General features: G+C 46.8%; 18 protein-coding genes. 17 read left to right on the top strand and 1 reads right to left on the bottom strand.

The window, feature by feature from the left end; genetic code table 11:
- Positions 1-106 precede the first annotated feature (106 nt).
- Positions 107-1,360 (top strand): tyrosine-type recombinase/integrase, encoded by a 1,254-nt coding sequence (locus GBC03_14650; protein QFS71360.1) that lies wholly within the window; start codon positions 107-109, stop codon positions 1,358-1,360.
- A gap of 250 nt (positions 1,361-1,610) precedes the next feature.
- On the opposite strand, the gene GBC03_14645 is transcribed toward GBC03_14650, so the two are convergent.
- Positions 1,611-2,459: a helix-turn-helix domain-containing protein gene (locus tag GBC03_14645; GenBank protein QFS71359.1), complete on the bottom strand. Its 849-nt coding sequence runs from the start codon at positions 2,457-2,459 to the stop codon at positions 1,611-1,613.
- Between the two features lie 148 nt (positions 2,460-2,607).
- On the opposite strand from GBC03_14645, the gene hemA reads away from it, so the two are divergent.
- From hemA to GBC03_14565, 16 genes are all read left to right on the top strand, one after another.
- On the top strand, positions 2,608-3,840 hold the full coding sequence (hemA, locus tag GBC03_14640; protein ID QFS71358.1) for a 5-aminolevulinate synthase: 1,233 nt from the start codon (positions 2,608-2,610) through the stop codon (positions 3,838-3,840).
- 2 nt (positions 3,841-3,842) lie between these two features.
- Complete coding sequence (locus GBC03_14635; protein ID QFS74006.1) at positions 3,843-4,349, top strand: GNAT family N-acetyltransferase; 507 nt, start codon at positions 3,843-3,845, stop codon at positions 4,347-4,349.
- Positions 4,346-5,416, top strand: coding sequence for an oxidoreductase (locus tag GBC03_14630; protein QFS71357.1), 1,071 nt, complete (start codon positions 4,346-4,348; stop codon positions 5,414-5,416). The genes GBC03_14635 and GBC03_14630 overlap by 4 nt, the downstream gene beginning before the upstream one ends.
- A gap of 24 nt (positions 5,417-5,440) precedes the next feature.
- Positions 5,441-7,294, top strand: coding sequence for an asparagine synthase (glutamine-hydrolyzing) (gene asnB, locus GBC03_14625; GenBank protein QFS71356.1), 1,854 nt, complete (start codon positions 5,441-5,443; stop codon positions 7,292-7,294).
- 55 nt (positions 7,295-7,349) lie between these two features.
- Positions 7,350-8,528, top strand: coding sequence for an MFS transporter (locus GBC03_14620; GenBank protein ID QFS71355.1), 1,179 nt, complete (start codon positions 7,350-7,352; stop codon positions 8,526-8,528).
- 405 nt (positions 8,529-8,933) lie between these two features.
- Positions 8,934-9,851, top strand: a complete 918-nt coding sequence (locus tag GBC03_14615) for a hypothetical protein (GenBank protein ID QFS71354.1) — start codon at positions 8,934-8,936, stop codon at positions 9,849-9,851.
- A gap of 143 nt (positions 9,852-9,994) precedes the next feature.
- Complete coding sequence (locus GBC03_14610; GenBank protein QFS71353.1) at positions 9,995-10,180, top strand: AlpA family phage regulatory protein; 186 nt, start codon at positions 9,995-9,997, stop codon at positions 10,178-10,180.
- Positions 10,181-10,202: 22 nt separating this feature from the next.
- A complete protein-coding gene (locus GBC03_14605; protein QFS71352.1) occupies positions 10,203-10,793 on the top strand; it encodes a DUF2857 family protein in 591 nt (196 codons plus the stop codon).
- Positions 10,783-10,992, top strand: coding sequence for a TraR/DksA family transcriptional regulator (locus GBC03_14600; GenBank protein QFS71351.1), 210 nt, complete (start codon positions 10,783-10,785; stop codon positions 10,990-10,992). The genes GBC03_14605 and GBC03_14600 overlap by 11 nt, the downstream gene beginning before the upstream one ends.
- Positions 10,993-11,386: 394 nt before the next feature.
- A complete protein-coding gene (locus GBC03_14595) occupies positions 11,387-11,605 on the top strand; it encodes a hypothetical protein (protein ID QFS71350.1) in 219 nt (72 codons plus the stop codon).
- Between the two features lie 72 nt (positions 11,606-11,677).
- A complete protein-coding gene (locus GBC03_14590) occupies positions 11,678-12,322 on the top strand; it encodes a transglycosylase SLT domain-containing protein (GenBank protein ID QFS71349.1) in 645 nt (214 codons plus the stop codon).
- Positions 12,319-12,597: a conjugal transfer protein gene (locus GBC03_14585; protein ID QFS71348.1), complete on the top strand. Its 279-nt coding sequence runs from the start codon at positions 12,319-12,321 to the stop codon at positions 12,595-12,597. Before GBC03_14590 ends, GBC03_14585 begins: the two co-directional genes overlap by 4 nt.
- Positions 12,598-12,608: 11 nt before the next feature.
- Positions 12,609-15,356 (top strand): ATPase, encoded by a 2,748-nt coding sequence (locus GBC03_14580; GenBank protein QFS71347.1) that lies wholly within the window; start codon positions 12,609-12,611, stop codon positions 15,354-15,356.
- Between the two features lie 22 nt (positions 15,357-15,378).
- Entirely contained in the window at positions 15,379-16,107 is a 729-nt protein-coding gene (locus GBC03_14575; protein QFS71346.1) for a type IV secretion system protein VirB5, read from the top strand.
- Between the two features lie 11 nt (positions 16,108-16,118).
- The gene (locus GBC03_14570) at positions 16,119-16,394 is read left to right on the top strand and encodes an EexN family lipoprotein (protein ID QFS71345.1); all 276 of its coding nucleotides are present in this window, start codon (positions 16,119-16,121) and stop codon (positions 16,392-16,394) included.
- 71 nt (positions 16,395-16,465) lie between these two features.
- Complete coding sequence (locus GBC03_14565) at positions 16,466-17,497, top strand: conjugal transfer protein TrbL (GenBank protein ID QFS71344.1); 1,032 nt, start codon at positions 16,466-16,468, stop codon at positions 17,495-17,497.
- The last annotated feature ends 215 nt before the right edge of the window (positions 17,498-17,712 follow it).

Here is a 17,712-nt window from a genome sequence, read left to right as displayed (position 1 = left end):
TAGCGTGAAAACTCTTCCCGATGTATTTTGATTTTACCCTCCGCATCGGGGAAAATTGGTGGTCAAATCTGGGGTCAGGTTAGTTCGATAATGGAGTGACCCCCATATGTCCCTTACCGACGCGAAAATCCGCAGTCTCAAGCCTTCTGATAAACCCTTTAAAGTCTCCGATTCCCACGGTCTGTATCTGCTGGTCAAGCCGGGTGGCTCCCGTCACTGGTATCTCAAGTATCGTATTAACGGTAAAGAATCCCGAATTGCGTTGGGTGCCTATCCTGCCATCTCCCTGTCTGATGCTCGACAGCAGCGTGAAGGAGTCCGTAAAATGCTGGCGCTGAATATCAATCCGGTACAGCATCGGGCTGCTGAACGTGGCTCACTAACAGCGGAGAAAGTGTTTAAAAACGTGGCGCTGGCGTGGCATAAAAGTAACAGGAGATGGTCGCAGAACACCGCTGACCGTCTGCTTGCCAGCCTGAACAATCACATCTTTCCAGTAATCGGGAACCTGCCTGTATCAGAACTTAAACCTCGTCATTTCATTGACCTGCTGAAAGGGATCGAGGAAAAAGGTCTGCTGGAAGTTGCGTCCCGCACGCGGCAGCACCTCAATAACATCATGCGCCATGCGGTCCATCAGGGTTTAATCGACACCAACCCGGCAGCAAACCTTGGCGGCGTGACCACACCTCCTGTCAGACGGCACTATCCTGCCCTGCCACTGGAGCGGCTGCCTGAACTGCTTGATCGTATTGAGGCATATCATCAGGGCCGTGAGCTGACGCGATTGGCCGTCCTGCTAATGCTGCATGTGTTCATTCGCTCCAGTGAACTGCGTTTCGCCCGCTGGTCAGAGATTGATTTCACAAACAGAGTATGGACGATACCCGCGACGCGAGAACCCATTATTGGCATGCGTTATTCCGGGCGCGGGGCCAAAATGCGAATGCCGCATATCGTCCCCCTCTCAGAACAGTCCATCGCCATTCTGAAACAGATTAAGGATATCACCGGTAATAATGAACTGGTCTTCCCCGGCGACCATAACCCGTATAAGCCAATGTGTGAAAACACGGTCAATAAGGCACTGCGGGTGATGGGCTACGACACGAAAAAGGATATCTGTGGCCACGGCTTTCGGGCGATGGCATGCAGTGCGTTAATGGAATCGGGTTTATGGGCAAAGGACGCAGTAGAACGCCAGATGAGTCATCAGGAGCGCAATACCGTGCGCATGGCTTATATTCACAAGGCAGAACATCTGGAAGCCCGCAAGGCGATGATGCAGTGGTGGTCCGATTATCTAGAAATGAATCGTGAAAGCTATGTCGCACCCTATCTTTATGTTCAACAAAATTAGATAATAACAGGCTGTTAATCGATAAGATATAGCAAGCAATCAAATCCTCGATCGATAAATTTTTTTTGGATTTATAATAGGCCCTGTTGGGCCTATTATTTTATGTTCGATTCTATAGAATTAAATAATGACTGCAGGAAGTTGTTCCTTGCCATCACCTCAAAAAAAATTACTTTAAAAAAATAACTACTACGAGAAGGATTTCTTTATTACAAAATTAACTTTGCTAAGAAAAATTATTTCTAACATTTTAATTAGGGTCTGAGCATATCCATTCCTCAAACTTCAAGCCAGCGTCGCTGCCCTCGGTGATAGCGTAATATACCAGCCTTAAATGTCTATCTTGGTCAATCGTAAGCATCGTATGCTCAAAAGAAACAACTCCTATTTCTTCGACATTCAACTGACGTTTACCATAGTATGGACCATGAATATCCTGCTCGTGCCACCACATCTTGAAGTCCGGATCAATATTTTCAAGATCCCTGATTAGTTCACAAATATCAGGAGCTTGGGTTGCTCTTACAAAGTCCCTTCGAAAATGTGAAATCAGCTGATGGGCTTGTTCTTCCCATGGTTCAAACAACATGCGGGTAGCCTGATCAGCAAAGATCATCCAGAGAAGATTCCTGCGCTCAGGCGCATATTGTGAAAAGTGAAAGACCCGATCAGCAGCTTTATTCCATGCTATTACATCCCAACGTAAATTTATTACGTAGGCTGGACTTGTCTTTAAATTTCCCATTAGTCGATGGATAAGTGGTGGAACAATGCACCAAGTTTTACCTGGCTCAACTGGGGGTCGCTGCTGTGTCAAAAGATAGAGATGGCGGCGTTCAGTTGCATCGAGTTTCAAAACACGTGAAAGATTGTCAAGAAATGCTGCAGAAACGCTAATGTCTCTGCCTTGTTCCAGCCATGTGTACCAAGTCAGCCCTACCCCCGCAAGCGCAGCAACTTCCTCTCTTCGTAAGCCCGGTGTGCGTCTCCTTCCCGTAGATGTCAAACCCACATCGGCAGGCTCCAAACGTTCCCTACGGCTTCGTAAAAACTCAGATAGCTCTTTTCGAGTCCGCTGCATGTTGCGAACTGTTTTCATCGCATCACTCCTAGTAATAGTATAAACAGTTAGATTGTAACCGTAAAAAATCCAGGACACAATGCGCCATAAAGACGCTTAGGCTCCTAATTGTTAAGAGCGTGGCGACTTTGCATCCATGGTGTTTGTAAAATTACAGGGGTGAAAAATGTACCAGAATTTATTGAATGAAAAGCTGAACGACCTTAAATCATCAGGTCAGTATCGTACTTTTGTTACTTTAAATCGTATATGTGGTAGCTACCCCCTGGCTCGTCTTGAAGGAGACGAAACCAGACCTGTCGTAGTATGGTGCAGTAATGATTATCTCGGAATGTCACAACATCCTGTTGTTCGTCAAGCCATGCATGAGGCTATCGATTCCTATGGTGCAGGGTCAGGTGGATCGCGGAATATTGGCGGTACACACGGATTATTTGGAAAACTGGAAAGCAGTCTCGCCGAATGGCATAGTAAAGAAGCAGCTTTAGTTTTTCCTACTGGCTTTAGCTCTAATGACGCAACGTTACAATGCCTGTTGCGACAAATACCTGAGTGCGTTGTGATAAGTGATGAACAGAATCACGCCTCAATAATTAACGGTATACGTTCAACTCAAACAGAACGGCAGATATTTAGACATAATGATGTTGACCATCTAACACAAATTCTTGCTCAGTATCCATTAACACGCCCAAAAGTAGTAATTTTTGAGTCGGTTTACTCAATGGATGGCGACGTCGCGCCTATTGAATCTATTGTCGCAGCAGCTAAAAAATACAATGCTTTAACTTACCTAGATGAAGTACATGCTATAGGCATGTATGGGCCCAATGGTGAGGGTATTGCTGCTGAGGTCGGTGTGGCAGATAAAATCGATATCATACAGGGCACAATGGCCAAAGCAATAGGCGTAATTGGAGGGTATATTACCGGCCGAAAATGGATGATAGATTCTATAAGATCGTTTGCGACAGGATTTATTTTTACTACTTCACTACCACCTGCAATAGCTGCTGGTTGCTTAGCTAGCATTAATTATCTAAAAAAACATCCTAAAGAGCGAGAATTACTCCAGGAACGCACCAAGCTTCTACGTTCAGAACTTGAACGGATGAATATACCGGTTATGTCTTGTTCTACGACTCATATATTACCTGTACTGGTAGGCGATGCGGTCAAATGTAAATCAGCAGCCGAGCGTTTATTGAAAGTACATGGTATTTATTTACAGCCTATAAACTATCCATCTGTTTCTGTTGGAACTGAGCGTTTTAGAGTTAATGCCACACCTAATCATAGCGAAGAGCAGATTAAGGATCTTGCTGAATCATTATCAGAAGTGTTCCAGTATTTTGACATTCCTCTTAAACAGAAAAAATCCTCAGGACAGGCAGCATAATGATGAACATAATTCAAGCTAAAATTAAAGTTCGTGCGGCGCAAGATAAAGATACTAATAACCTTGTAGATCTGCGTTCGATGTTGCTTGATGGGAAGCATAACACAAGCTACACAAGTCGCAACATTCATGAAAGTAATATTTGGAAAAAATCTTATATTAAATGGATAAATGAACAACATGGAAGTAATGGAAACATAAAAATATTCGTCGCTGAGTGTGAGGGTATGCTTGCTGGTTGTGCCACAGGTATCATTGACAACCGCCCTCCTGCTCCAGATTGTATTAATGGAATGTGCGGTTGGGTGCAATCTGTAGTTGTTCTTCCTCAATGGAGAAGACAAGGCGTCGCCTTATGTATTATGAAGAACCTATTAAGTTGGTTTGAAGAAAAAACAGTTTCTAAAGTCGTACTTGAATCAACTTATGAAGCCGAAGGCCTTTATGAAAAGCTAGGGTTCACCGTTAGCCCTGAAAATATCTTCATCTATGAAGGAAACAGATTATGAAAATACTAATTATTGGCCTCGGTTATGCTGGCCAACGTTTTCTTCGCTCTTTCAGTTACTTAGGCAAAGAACTTGGTACCCATATGCACTTCTCATATGTCAGTAGGCATAAGAGAGATGTAGAATTGCCATATTTTGAAAAAGTATCTGAAGCAATGAAAATTATCAGCCCAGATATAATCGTTGTGAGTGTAAATGATCATAGTCATGTTAAAACCCTCAGAGAATTAGAGGGCTTTAATGGGTTCATTATTTGCGAAAAACCTTTAGCTATACCCGATGAAAAGTGGTGCGATTTAACAAAACCGCTTAAAAATATCAAAGGATTTGCACTTAATCTCGTTGAACGTTATTCAGAAACCACTCAGAAACTGCGTGATGAAGTAAAAAATAGAGAATGGGTGCTAGTTAGAGCATCATTCCATTGGGGGAAAGATCGTATTAATGATTATCGACCTACTTGTGGTGTAACCAGTGAAATAATTCATGCACTGGACCTTATAAATCACATATACCCAAAAGACTCCCCTTTAAAATTAGAAACAGCATTGGGTATAAAATCTGATTTCTCAATTTCAGGAGGAGATATACTTGATACTGTCTTACTCACTGCGAAATTGGGTAATGCGCCAGTTGCTGGCTATAGCAGCTTTGTCAATATAGAACGACAACGGAACGTAGACTTTACTTTTATTGACTCTAAGGGAAATTTATATCATTCACGAATCGTTTACGACACTCCTGAATGGGATAGCGACCACCTCAAAATCTGGACACGGGATTCGACTGGTAAAAATATCACTGTGCTGGATTTAAAAACTGAACCACGTATACCCGGCTTGGAGACTGTAGAAAAATTGTCTCAATTCTGCAAAGACGTAGTTTTATACGTTTCAAATAACATTCAACCTCTTCAGCCATTTGCAGATCTTAACACAACATTCGGTTTGCAAGAATTGCTAGATGAAATTAGTCAGAAAGTTTTGGCAACATCACCAGCACGCTATATACGAGGACAAACACGAGTTCTGTTACCACATGATGCTGACTTAGAAAGTCTTGGATAAAAATTTTCTTACTGGAGTGAAATTATGTGTGGAATGACTGGATGGCTTTCCTATAGCCAAAATTTGGAATCTCAGCGGGAAACGCTGCAAAGAATGACAGATACAATGACTCTACGGGGTCCAGATGCAGAGGGTCTATGGATAGACGGACCTGTTGGATTAGGGCATCGTCGGCTATCTGTTATAGATCTTGAAGGAGGACGCCAGCCGATGATGGCCAATTATAGTGGATATCGTGCTGCGGCTGTTATCACATATACTGGTGAAGTATATAATTTTCAAGAATTAAGAGCAGAACTTCAAAGCTTAGGCCACCGTTTTGAAACGCGAAGTGACACGGAAGTAGTCTTACACTCTTACCTTCAGTGGGGTAACGACTTTCCTGAAAAGTTAAATGGTATGTACGCCTTCGCTATATGGGATCGCCTAAAACAGGAACTTTTCCTTGTTCGCGACAGGATGGGTGTAAAGCCTCTTTATTATTTTCAAACAGAAGACGGCATAATTTTTGGCTCGGAGCCAAAGGCTCTTTTAGCTAACTCTCTTGTCCCTCGTAAAGTGGATGCTGATGGTATGAGGGAAATATTAGAGATGGTAAAAACGCCAGGTCAGGCGATATTTTCAGGAATGCGCGAAGTTTTACCTGGGGAGTGTATAAAAGTTTCTCATAGTGGGCTTTCTAAAAGGCGATACTGGAAACTTGAAGCACGTGAACATCGGGATTCCCTTGAGCAGACAATAAAGCATACTCGTGACCTGCTTGAAGACATCGTCGACCGACACATCGTTGCTGATGTGCCATTATGTAGTCTTTTATCAGGTGGGCTTGACTCATCCATAATTACCGCTCTGGCTTCGAAAAAACTCCTTGCTGGTGGAAAGGAAAATATTCGTTCGTTCTCAGTTGATTTTGCCAAACATAGTACAGAATTCGCCGGGGATGGAGTCCGTGGCACTCCAGATGCTCCTTTTGTGCGAGATTTGGTTGAGCAAATTAATTCAAAGCATGGAGAAATTATAATCGATAGTAGTTCTATGGCTGATCCAGAATTGCGTTCAAGGATAGTACATGCTTTGGATTTACCACCCGCGTTTTGGGGCGATATGTGGCCTTCTCTTTATCAACTGTTTCAAAGTATAAGGCAGCATTCAACTGTCGCGCTTTCTGGCGAATCGGCAGATGAAGTATTTGGTGGGTATCGATGGTTCCATGATCCTGAGGCTATAGCGGCTAAAACCTTCCCATGGTTGACCTCCGTCACTGGAAAATATTTTGACGGGAAGACGCTTTTTTCACAGAGCTTATTGAATAAGCTTGAAATGGATGTTTTTTTGCAAGATAGCTATAGACAGGCTCTGACAGAAACTCCAGTGCTGCCAGGAGAAAATGAAACCAACTATCGGATGAGGCAAATGAGCTATGTCAATTTGACCCGATTTGTTCAAACCCTACTGGATCGCAAAGACAGAATGAGTATGGCTGTTGGTCTCGAAGTACGTGTACCTTTTTGCGATCACCGGCTAGTTGAGTATGCTTTTAATATTCCCTGGGAAATGAAGGCGTTTGATGGACGTGAAAAAAGTATTCTAAGGGCTGCGACTAAAGACATCCTGCCGGAAAGTATTTCAAATCGTGTTAAGAGTCCATATCCCTCAACCCAGGATCCTGCTTATGAAAGAGCTTTACGTCAGTCATTAACCACAATTTTAGAGGACTCAAATTCGCCGGTTCTACCCCTATTAGATCATAAACGTATTCAACAGACATTAGAGAAGCCAATCGGCGATCTGTCTCCCATGTATGATCGTATGGGCATTGAGCTTGCCATTGGTTTAAATACATGGCTTAAGGATTATAGCATTTCGCTCTCTTTTTGATTTTCATCGGGGGTAATTATTTACCCCCAATTTAAATACGAAATTAGGAATTTTTATGGCTCTAAATACTCGATCTGCCGTATATCTTATAGCCTTAGGAGCTTTCGCTCTGGGCATGGCTTCATATGTTACTGCCGGGCTGATACCAATGATACAAACATCATTTTCAGTTTCGGCTGCGATAGCAGCCCAACTCGTCACCGCTTTTACTCTTGCTTATGGTCTCGGTTCACCTGTCTTTGTTGCATTATTACCTGCTCATCAACAACGCAGAGGTTTATTATTTGCCCTGGGACTGTTTGTGATAGCTAATGCTGCCAGTGCGTTATCAACTGATTTCACCGTATTGCTTATATTTCGTGCAATTGCGGGAGTAGGGGCTGGTATTTATCTAGCTATGGGTATTGCCGCAGCAGCGGCACTCTCAGAGCCAGACCAAAGAGGAAAGGCCATTTCTGTTATTATGGGAGGTATGGCAAGTGGAACAGTGCTTGGAGTTCCGCTCAGCCTCCTATTAGCAGAACGTTTTGGGTGGGCTATTGCTCTGTGGTTAGTTGCGTTATTAGGAGCCATTTCTTTCATTGGACTAATTACGAAACTCCCGATGCTGCCTAAAGCTCAGACGATATCCCTTAAGCAAAAATTGATGCTTCTTAGTGATATGCATGTTGTCTCAATCCTTTTTGTATCTTTATTAGCCGCAATTGCAAGTCTTGGTATGTATACTTTTATAGCCCCTCTGCTCTCTGATGCAGATTATGGAGCTGTGCATTCCGTAACGCCTTACCTTTGGGTTTGGGGAATTGGGGGGGTGATAGGCAGTTTTTTAATTGGTCCTCTGGTCGATCGCTTTCAGGGGCCCGTGCTGAGTTTTAGTATTATGGTTATTTTAGCTATTTCGTTATTTCTACTATCGCCCTCAGCATCCATGGGCTCATGGTTCGTAATGATACCAATTGCAGTCTGGGGGGCAGTAGGATGGGCATTGCAAGTGCCGCAGAATAACGAATTAATTAAAGCTCGTGAGCTACAGGGCGATGGTAACTTAGCGGTAGCTCTCAATGAGTCAGCCTTATACTTGGGTAGTGCTATTGGTGCCGCAATGGGTGGCATTCTTCTCTTACAGAATTTATCCCCATGGTTGCTTGCCGCCACAGCAGGCGTTGTTGCAGGTCTAGGCGCTTTCATACAGTTTGTAAATATCAAAAAGCATTCAAATCTCAGGCAATCCTGACTTAACGTAATTATACCTATTGATCTTATATAAACACCTGTATGTTATTTTGATCAACACTCATGATATTATATATAAAAGAAAACCGGCCATAGTGCCGGTTTATAATTCCCCGCTGAGCGTCCTATTAAACATTCAACATTTTAGGTCGTTTCAATAAGCGTGATAATTTATATCATTAACCTAGCTCTCGAGGCTAGAATAGATATAGATTTAACAAATCTCTAACTCTGTGATTGAATTGTCAAAATGAGGGCGCTGCTGATAATTGAATAACAAAAGCACAAGGATGTCGATCTTATTAAATTTTATTACTTTCACCGTTTCGATATATACAAGCCCCTACAGATAACACTATCCATTTTGATTATTCCAAAGATATTGTTATATAAAAGGAGCTTCTATATGTCATTGAATAACGCTACTTTAAAATCTCCAAATAAAATGCTGGAATGGGTAACCATACAAGAAGCAGCGACAATAGCTAGTCAAATTATAGATAAAAATTTAACAGTCAGTGATCTTTATCGTCATGCTTTATGTGGTAATATTCACTTATCAATTTATTTCCAATCTCCTATTATTTTAAGAAAAGTTCAAAAAAATAATAATAAAATAAAACTATGCTTAGCCACGGATTCATTTTTAACAAAACTTTGCTTACTAGACGGGATAAACTTCACCAACGGAATAAATTTAATTATTAGCACTAGTGGTAAACATTTTTCCCCAAGGCAAAGAGTTATTGACACAACTTTGATTGGGTACGAATATGTTATTGTCCAATCATTATTAGCCCAATCTCTCAACATACCTTTGCCAATAACAGGAGCTAATAGTATAAACTATGGCTTATCAGTTTCCATATCTGGAGAAATATTTCAGCTATTCGAAAAAACAACATGGGCGACCAGAATGGAAAAGCAAATCAAGAGGTTACCTGATAGTATTAAGTTAAATTCTTATGAATATTTTTTACCACAAAAGGCAGAAAGTCACGGATATTTTCCAATTTATAACTTACCTAAGGATGCCTGTTTAGTAATACGGCACTCAGAACTTGAAAAGCTAATAAAAATATATATTAGAAACAAAAATGTGTCATCATCTTCAACTCGAATATCAACGCCATTATCTCGTATGTTCTGGCTTGCCTGTAAACATAATGAAGCCATAAGCCCCTTAATTCGACATCCCTATAAACTCCTGTCCATTTTTGAGCAGTGGGCCTCAGATGACGGTATTACTGATCGTCTGAGTGGCGATACGCTGAAAAATGCGCTGGAGCGGGGTTCCCCTTCTTCCGCATCCTTGCCTCTCTAACTGGATATTTATCCGTCCCAATACATAACCCGTACTAAGGGGTTACGTGCCCTTAATACGGGTTCATTAGCTTTTCCTCCATCTTCCGCCGTGTTTTTTTATCTACGGGCATACCCGGTTTATTTCCATTACAGGAGAAAACAATGAAAGCACATCAGTTGTTGCGTCTGAAACAGGTTGAAGAAAAAACGGGTCTTAAACGTTCTCAGATTTACCTGTATATGAAAAATGGCGATTTTCCTCGCTCCATTAAAATTGGCCCTGCCAGCGTGGCGTGGCTGGAATCTGAAATTGATGAATGGATCAACCTTAAATTAACCAACCGCTGAAAATATTTAAGGGAGGTACAGAATTATGATCCCGACATTGAATTATGACGTATTAACCGACGTCCTTCATGCTCTGAAAGAAGGCAATATTCGTTACTGTGAGTCCCTCGGATTCACTTTCGACGAAATGAATGCTCTTAATGAGTTATCACTCGATGAACTGTTTGCTGTCAGCCGGGCGGCGGCTCCCTTTGTTTCGGTCAGTGTCCGCCATGATGTTCTGCATCATTTACTGGCGCAGGCCCGACAGGAATACCGGCAACAGCAGCAGATTAACCGGGCTATCCGGCTGGGCGGTTCTATTGCGTTGCTCAACCACTACTTTGGCCTGACGTCTAATGACGTCTGCCTTCGCCGACGGTTGCTGGGTGTCAACGTGCCATATGGACGTACACCTGAGCCGGATGAAGAGACGGATGCCAGGATCTGGCGGCAATGGCAGCAATGCCGGGTGGGCAACCTCGAATCGCCTGACGCACTGATTGCCATGATGCAGGTAACGGAAGCCCTGAAGCCTAAGGTCGAAGGGCTATCACTCACCATGGTCTGGAAACGTATCGCACTGTTCGAACAGGACGCTGCCACTGACAGGAGGACGCCACATGCCGGATGAGATTGACCGCGATCAGGAATTTAATGAACAGCGACTGGATGAGATGATTGCGCAGAATCGATTTAAACCAGGGCCTGCGCCATCATTATTCCACTGTCGTTTATGTGGTAAACCCATTCCAGAAAAGCGACGGCAAGCACTGCCGGGTGTAACCACCTGTACGGAATGTCAGGAAAAACTTGAACGTAGTAGCCGCTGACAGGATAAAAAGGACGTGTAGAGATGTTATATCTCTGCACGTCTTTATTATTCACGGTGAATGTGAATACCACTCTCTCGTGTTTTTTAAATCCTCATTACTCTCACTGCATCTTAAATACTCCGCTATTTTTCTCTCTTCTTTTTGTTTTGAGTTTCTCATTTATATCCCTCGCCAGATATTCGATTCTGAAAACGCCATTACAACATGGTTGCCCTGATGGACGTTAATTCGTCCGGGTCGGGTATTGCTCTTTAACAACATGGATCGGGCTGTCACGTAACCACAATTCAGGGTGCCGCTGAATGTTCTCGCTGACCCGTTAAAACCGGAATGCAGAACCGGAATGTGATTCGTTTATTTCATCCATTGCTGTTTTATTAAAGGAAATTCCATGAGAAAACCCGTTTATCACGTCTTTGTTACCCAGGAAAGCCAGCCCGATGCTCAGGGCGAAAAAAACACGTACTGGACAAAAGTTGGCGTGGCCTTCGCACATAACGGCAAGCCCGGTCTGAATATCGTTTTGATACCCGGTATTGCCGTCTCCGGCAGACTGGTGCTACTTGAACCCAAAGAAGATAGTGACATTTCACAAAATACGGCCGCTTAATCCATTTTCTCTTCTTCTCCCCCGGCGGCGTATTTTTCTATAAGCCGCCGGTCTCTCTGTTACGAGGCCAGCATGCTTTCCACCACTGCCTTTCTGGCACTGGCGGTGCAGTGCGCCGCCAGTATTCACCCGTCCACGTCGCTTGATGTCGCACGGGTCGAATCCGGTTTCCACCCTTACGCCATTGCTGAAATTCTGCCAGGTAGCCGGGGCGTGATTTCACATTTCCCCATGAGCCTGCCGGAGGCGATCCGCCTCACCGGACGGCTGGCTGCACAGGGCAGACGCTATTCGGTCGGCCTGATGCAAATCACCAGCACCAATTTCCGCCATTACGGCGTCACGGCCAGCGACCTGCTTAGCCCTTGCATCAATCTGTCGGTATTTGAGCGCATTCTCGCCGACTGTTACCGGCGCGGTGGCACCCTGAAACGGGCACTCAGTTGTTACTACTCCGGCAACTTTGAAACCGGCCAGCGACCGGAATCCGCCTTTAACCAGACCAGCTACGTGCAGCGCATTGGCTATCCTGTCCCGTCCACGCGGGAAGACCGACAGCGTGACCCTGACCGGAACGCGCAACCGCCTGTCCGTTATCCCGCCGTTGTGCTGCGCGGCGAGCCTGCCGGTGCCACTGCGGCGGTCCTGACTTCCCTGCATTATCCCGATGCCGTCATTCGCGGCGCTATCCCTGTTATCCCTGATGAGGAGAAATGATCATGCGTAAACGCCGTTACTCTGGTGTCGCTCCCGTCCTGCTGTCTGCCCCGGTACTGGCGGCGGACAGCGGATTTAACAAGGCCAATGAGACACTGAGCAATACCTCGACCGGCCTGCTTGGACTGGCCGCCGTCACCATCACACTGGCGACCATGTGGATAGGTTATAAGGTGCTGTTCGACGGCAAGAGCCTGCACGATATGCGTAACGTCATCATCGGCGCGATCCTGATTGTCGGCGCATCCGGCTTCGGTGCCTACTGGGCGTCATAAGGGAGGCAACGATGGCTACGCTGAATAAAGCGCTTACGCGGCCTGCCGCCATTATGGGTATTCCTCTGGTGCCGTTCGTTCTCGTCAGCGGGGCCATCGTCCTGCTGGCGGTCTATGTCAGCTATTACCTGGCGGTTCTGCTCATTCCTGCCTGGGCGGAAATGAAAAATAAAACCCGAAAGGAGATTCATTATTTCAGTCTGCTCTGGCTGGCGTTTAAAACCCGTGGACGACTTTTCACCAATACCCATTTTGGCGCGAATGCCCTTCTGGCAAACCAGTACGATAACGTTGATGTCTCGGAGTTTATTCAGAAGATGAAATTAAACGAGCGCGTTACGCTGGATAAATACATTCCTTATTCCTCCCATATTCACCCTTACGTCATCAGAAATCGTCACCGTGATTTGGTTGCCACCTGGGAGCTGGGCGGCACAGTCTTTGAATGTGAAGACGAACATCACCTGACCCTGATGGCCACGCATCTGAATAACATTATCCGTTCGTATGAAGGTCTGCCGGTAACATTCTATATTCACCGGCTCCGTGAAAAATATCATGATGCCTTTGAGGCGAATTCCGGCATTCCCTTTTCCGATGAGGTAACACGTCGGTATTACCAGTCGGTAAAAGAAAAACCGTTCTGGCGGCACCGGCTGTTTTTTACCGTCTGCTACGCGCCGTTCTCTGCGATTGAGAAGAGAACCATGAAGGCGCAGTCGCCCGGTAAACGCCAGCCAGCACTGGATGAGGCGCTCAAAATCATGCTGGAATACCGCGAAGCACTCGAATCCTCATTATCCCGCTATACGGCAACGCCGCTGGGGATATATGAAGAAAATGGACGGGTGTACTCCTCACAACTGGCGTTCTTCCATCGTCTGCTTACCGGTCGATGGCAGAAGGTTGCCGTAACGCACTCACCATTTTATGAAACGCTCAGTACGCCAGACGTCTTTTTTACCACCGACACCGGCGAATGCCAGACGGTCAGCGGTTCACGCTTCTTTCGCAGTCTGGAGATTAAGGATTATTCCCCGGAAACCCATACCGGTATGCTGGATGCGCTGCTGTACGCTGAAAGCGAGTATATTCTGACGCAGTCCTTTACCTGTATGGCACGGGATGAGGCGCAGAATCATATCCGGCTGGCGGAAAAACGGCTTAACTCCACGGACGATGATGCGATTTCCCAGCGCGAAGAGCTGTTTGTCCTGCGCGACCTGCTCCAGTCCGGACATGTGTCGTGCGGTAAATTCCACTTTTCCCTGCAGATCTCCTCAGACAGTGCCGGACAGGTGGTGAAGGACACTAACGTTCTGGCCCAGCCCTTCGCCGATCTTGGTATTATGACGACGCTCTCCACCCTGTCACTGCCCGCCGCATATCTGGCGCAACTGCCGGGAGTCTATACGCTGCGTCCCCGACTGGTGGCCGTCAGCAGCCAGAATTTTGCCGATATGGCCTGCCTGCATAACTTCCATCCCCACAAACGCAGCGGTAATCCGTGGGGGGAAGCCATCGCCATCCTCACATCTCCCGGCGGTGGCGGGTATTACCTGAACCTGCACGACAGCCAGGCCGGGCGGGATGACACTGGAGAGAAAACGCCGGGGAATACGGCAATTATCGGGAAAACCGGCTCAGGAAAAACCCTGCTGATGACCGTCATGCAACAACTGATGCAGAAGTACCGTAACCCGGCGACGTTTGCCCCTTCTGCCACCATCAAACGGCTGACCACGGTGTATTTCGATAAGGACCGGGCGGCGGAGATGGCGATCCGCCAGGCGGGCGGGCGTTATTTCCGCATCCGTACCGGCGAGCCCACTGGCTTCAACCCGTTTGCGCTGGAGCCAACCCGCCGGAACATCAGTTTCATCAAACGGCTGGTGCGCATGCTGTGCCGCCGCAACGGTAAGCCGCTCGATCCGCGCGATGAGGAGCGGATCAGTGCCGCCGTGGACACCATCATGCTGGACTATCCGCCGGAGTACCGCCGGTTCGGGATCACCCGGCTGCTGGAAGTGCTGCCAGAGCCGCCGACCACAGACGCCCGCACCAACGGGCTGCGTATTCGCCTGAAACAGTGGGCGCAGGGGGGCGAGTTCGGCTGGGTGTTTGATAACGAGGCCGATACATTCACCATCAGCGATGTCGATAACTTTGGTATCGACGGCACCGAATTTCTGGATGATGACGATATTCGCGGCCCCGTGACCTTTTACCTGCTGTACCGTGTGACCAGTCTTCTGGACGGTCGCCGCCTGGTGATGTTTATGGATGAGTTCTGGCGCTGGCTGGCCGATGTCGAATTTTCCCGCTTCTCGCTCAATATGCTGAAAGTCATCCGCAAGCTGAACGGTATCTTCATCCCGGCAACACAGTCACCGGATGAAATCGTCAGACACCCCATCGCCCCGGCGATTATTGAGCAGTGCGGCACCCAGATTTTCCTCGCCAATCCGAAAGCCAGCCATGCGGATTACGTGGAGAAAATGAAAGTGCCGGAAAGTGTTTATGACACGGTCAGGAACCTGGATCCGGGTGAGCATTATATGGTCATCCTGAAAACCCCGCTGCGGGCCGGGGAAACCCGCCCGTTTGTGGCGATGGCAAAAATGGATCTGTCCGGGCTGGGTAAACTCACCCGGCTTCTCAGCGGCAGTGAGGACAACCTGAAAATATTTGATGCCATTTATCAGGACGGTATGCGACCTGATGAATGGAAAGACGCTTTCCTTGAGCGGGCCATCTGACAGTAGACTGGAGGTAATATTAATGCGTACCCGGGATCACCTTCTGGCATTATCGTTATTTATCTCGACGCAGGCGTTCAGCGCCGGAATACCGGTTTTCGACGCCGTGCAGAATACCGAATCCATTAACCAGTGGATGCAGAAATTACAGCAATGGGAAGATACGGTTACCCATTATAAAAGTGAACTTGATGCATATAAGAAGCAACTGGCTACCGCAACCGGCGTGCGGGATATTCAGGGTTTTCTCAGTGATGCCCGAAGCCTGAAAACCGATATTGATAATCTCCGTAAGAGCGGTATTTCACTGGATGATCTGCTGACCACGCAAAACAGTTCATATTCTTCTGAACTGCAAAACCTTTACAATAAATACAAATCGTTCAGCGTATGCAGCGAGGAACAGGAAGGAATAAAATCTCAGGCCCTGGCCGACAGTTGTAAACAGATGATCATCAATCAGGCAATGGCGATTGAGAATACCACTGACGTTGAAAACAGGATTAACAGCACACTCAGCGACATATCAGACTTATCTGACCGTATATCGAATGCGCAGGACTCGAAAGAGTCTCAGGATCTGGCTAACGCCATCGCGGCGAAAAGCGTACAGTTAAATGCGCTGACGAATCAGTGGGAGATGTCTGTCAGACAGGCTGAACAGCGAACGACATTGCTGGAACAGCAAAGACAGAAAGCCTTTGAACAGCAGCAGCTAACGGCACCTGTTGCTGACCTTAATAATTTATAAGGAGGTTATCCGTGCTCAGATCCTTATTCACCTCATGCACACTCTCAGGCATGATATTACTGTCCGGCTGCAGGGAAACCAAATCCGAAGCCTGGTATAAGCAGCATCCTGACGAAACTTATGCAGTTTATACACAATGCCTGGAGGATGGCGAGGCAAGCGATAACTGCGAATTTGCTCAACGGGCTGCCATTATGTTCGCTCAAATTGGCAAGCCCGGAATAAAAGAAAAATTTGAGACACTCTTTCAGCAGGAAGCCGAAAAGAGAAAATCCGTCACCCGGTAATATCTTCTCCAGCAAAACAGGGAATTCTCCCTGTTTTTTATTTCCTTTATTTATATATCAGGTGAGGCACCATGTCCGGAGGTATTTTTGTTGGTATGGACAAAAACATCATGGATGGACTTAATGCCGTTCTGGAAGGTCAGTCTTCCACTTACGGCTCGATGATCAGCGTCATCATCGTCAGCTCTTTTACCTTATTTATACTGTTTCGCGGTTATCAGACACTGGCTAGCAAACTCCGGACCCCGGTTGAAGATGTTGTCTGGGATGTGGGGCGAATGTTGCTGATCACCACCTTTGCGTTAAACAGGGATAGCTGGCTGGATATGGCGGTAGCGGCTATCCAGGCACTCAAAGACGGTGTCAGCGGCGATGATAACGTCTGGGCGCTACTTGATACCGTCTGGGAAAAGGCACAGACACTGGGGCAGACGCTGTTCAGTATGGACACTTCGACTTACGTCAAACTGAATGGTGGCTTTGCCGAAGTGCTGGTATGGGGCGGCGCGATCGTTCTGCTGATGGCAGCCACCTTTGTCAACCTGCTCGCTGAAATTACCATCCTGTTAATGACGACCACCGCGCCGCTCTTTATTTTCTGCCTGCTGTACGGTTTTCTTAAGCCGATGTTTGATAACTGGCTGAAAACGATTTTCGCGGCAATATTAACGATCATGTTTTCCGCCTTATCCATCCGTATCGCCATCAATTACCTGAATAAAATCCTTGATGCAGCGACCCGGACTTCCAATGTCAGCAACATGGTGACGCTGGCGGCACAGTGCCTGCTGGCCGGGATAGCGGCAGGTGTGGTGGTCTGGTTCTCCGCGAAGCTCGCCAGCGCACTCAGCGGGGCCGCCGTACAGGCGGTGCTGCAGGGTGCAGCCATGAGTGGCCTGAGCGGAATGGCGAACAAATCTGCAAGCCTTGCCGGTCCGGGAGTAAAGGGAGGTGCCCGCCTGGCTGCGAAAGGCGGCATGGCCGTCCCCGCGGCGACCGGCAGGCTCACTGGCGCAGGCGCGGGTAAAACCGTGAACGCCTGGCAGAAACGCGCCGCCGCCATCGAAAGCATGAAACGCCTGAACCGGCAACGTCACCGTTAATCCTTCCTGCCGTTAATTTCCTTTCCCCGTCACGCCGTGGCCTGCGCCACCGGTGCGGCATTCCTGCATCCATACGATAAGGGGCTTCCATGAAATTCAGCATCTTCCTTCTGATGCTGTGCGCGCTCACGGGCTGCGCACGGCATCAGGGCGACCTCCCGCCGGTATCCGGCGAACCCGAGCCGGTGAATTCCCCCACCATCATTCAGGAGCTG

Origin of the sequence: Citrobacter telavivensis (assembly GCA_009363175.1) — a bacterium.
Lineage (GTDB): Bacteria > Pseudomonadota > Gammaproteobacteria > Enterobacterales > Enterobacteriaceae > Citrobacter_A > Citrobacter_A telavivensis.
The sequence above is the reverse complement of the archived record's forward strand: the minus strand, read 5'-3'. Positions and strand labels throughout refer to the sequence as shown.

What these genes read in the sequence shown, in the direction of transcription:
- GBC03_14585 (QFS71348.1), top strand. Translation starts at nt 12,319, where the DNA reads ATGATCATGCGTAAACGCCGTTACTCTGGTGTCGCTCCCGTCCTGCTG.
- GBC03_14595 (QFS71350.1), top strand. Translation starts at nt 11,387, where the DNA reads ATGAGAAAACCCGTTTATCACGTCTTTGTTACCCAGGAAAGCCAGCCC.
- GBC03_14620 (QFS71355.1), top strand. Translation starts at nt 7,350, where the DNA reads ATGGCTCTAAATACTCGATCTGCCGTATATCTTATAGCCTTAGGAGCT.
- GBC03_14645 (QFS71359.1), bottom strand. Translation starts at nt 2,459, where the DNA reads ATGAAAACAGTTCGCAACATGCAGCGGACTCGAAAAGAGCTATCTGAG.
- GBC03_14630 (QFS71357.1), top strand. Translation starts at nt 4,346, where the DNA reads ATGAAAATACTAATTATTGGCCTCGGTTATGCTGGCCAACGTTTTCTT.
- GBC03_14650 (QFS71360.1), top strand. Translation starts at nt 107, where the DNA reads ATGTCCCTTACCGACGCGAAAATCCGCAGTCTCAAGCCTTCTGATAAA.
- GBC03_14580 (QFS71347.1), top strand. Translation starts at nt 12,609, where the DNA reads ATGGCTACGCTGAATAAAGCGCTTACGCGGCCTGCCGCCATTATGGGT.
- asnB (QFS71356.1), top strand. Translation starts at nt 5,441, where the DNA reads ATGTGTGGAATGACTGGATGGCTTTCCTATAGCCAAAATTTGGAATCT.
- GBC03_14575 (QFS71346.1), top strand. Translation starts at nt 15,379, where the DNA reads ATGCGTACCCGGGATCACCTTCTGGCATTATCGTTATTTATCTCGACG.
- GBC03_14565 (QFS71344.1), top strand. Translation starts at nt 16,466, where the DNA reads ATGTCCGGAGGTATTTTTGTTGGTATGGACAAAAACATCATGGATGGA.
- hemA (QFS71358.1), top strand. Translation starts at nt 2,608, where the DNA reads ATGTACCAGAATTTATTGAATGAAAAGCTGAACGACCTTAAATCATCA.
- GBC03_14635 (QFS74006.1), top strand. Translation starts at nt 3,843, where the DNA reads ATGAACATAATTCAAGCTAAAATTAAAGTTCGTGCGGCGCAAGATAAA.
- GBC03_14590 (QFS71349.1), top strand. Translation starts at nt 11,678, where the DNA reads ATGCTTTCCACCACTGCCTTTCTGGCACTGGCGGTGCAGTGCGCCGCC.
- GBC03_14615 (QFS71354.1), top strand. Translation starts at nt 8,934, where the DNA reads ATGTCATTGAATAACGCTACTTTAAAATCTCCAAATAAAATGCTGGAA.
- GBC03_14600 (QFS71351.1), top strand. Translation starts at nt 10,783, where the DNA reads ATGCCGGATGAGATTGACCGCGATCAGGAATTTAATGAACAGCGACTG.
- GBC03_14610 (QFS71353.1), top strand. Translation starts at nt 9,995, where the DNA reads ATGAAAGCACATCAGTTGTTGCGTCTGAAACAGGTTGAAGAAAAAACG.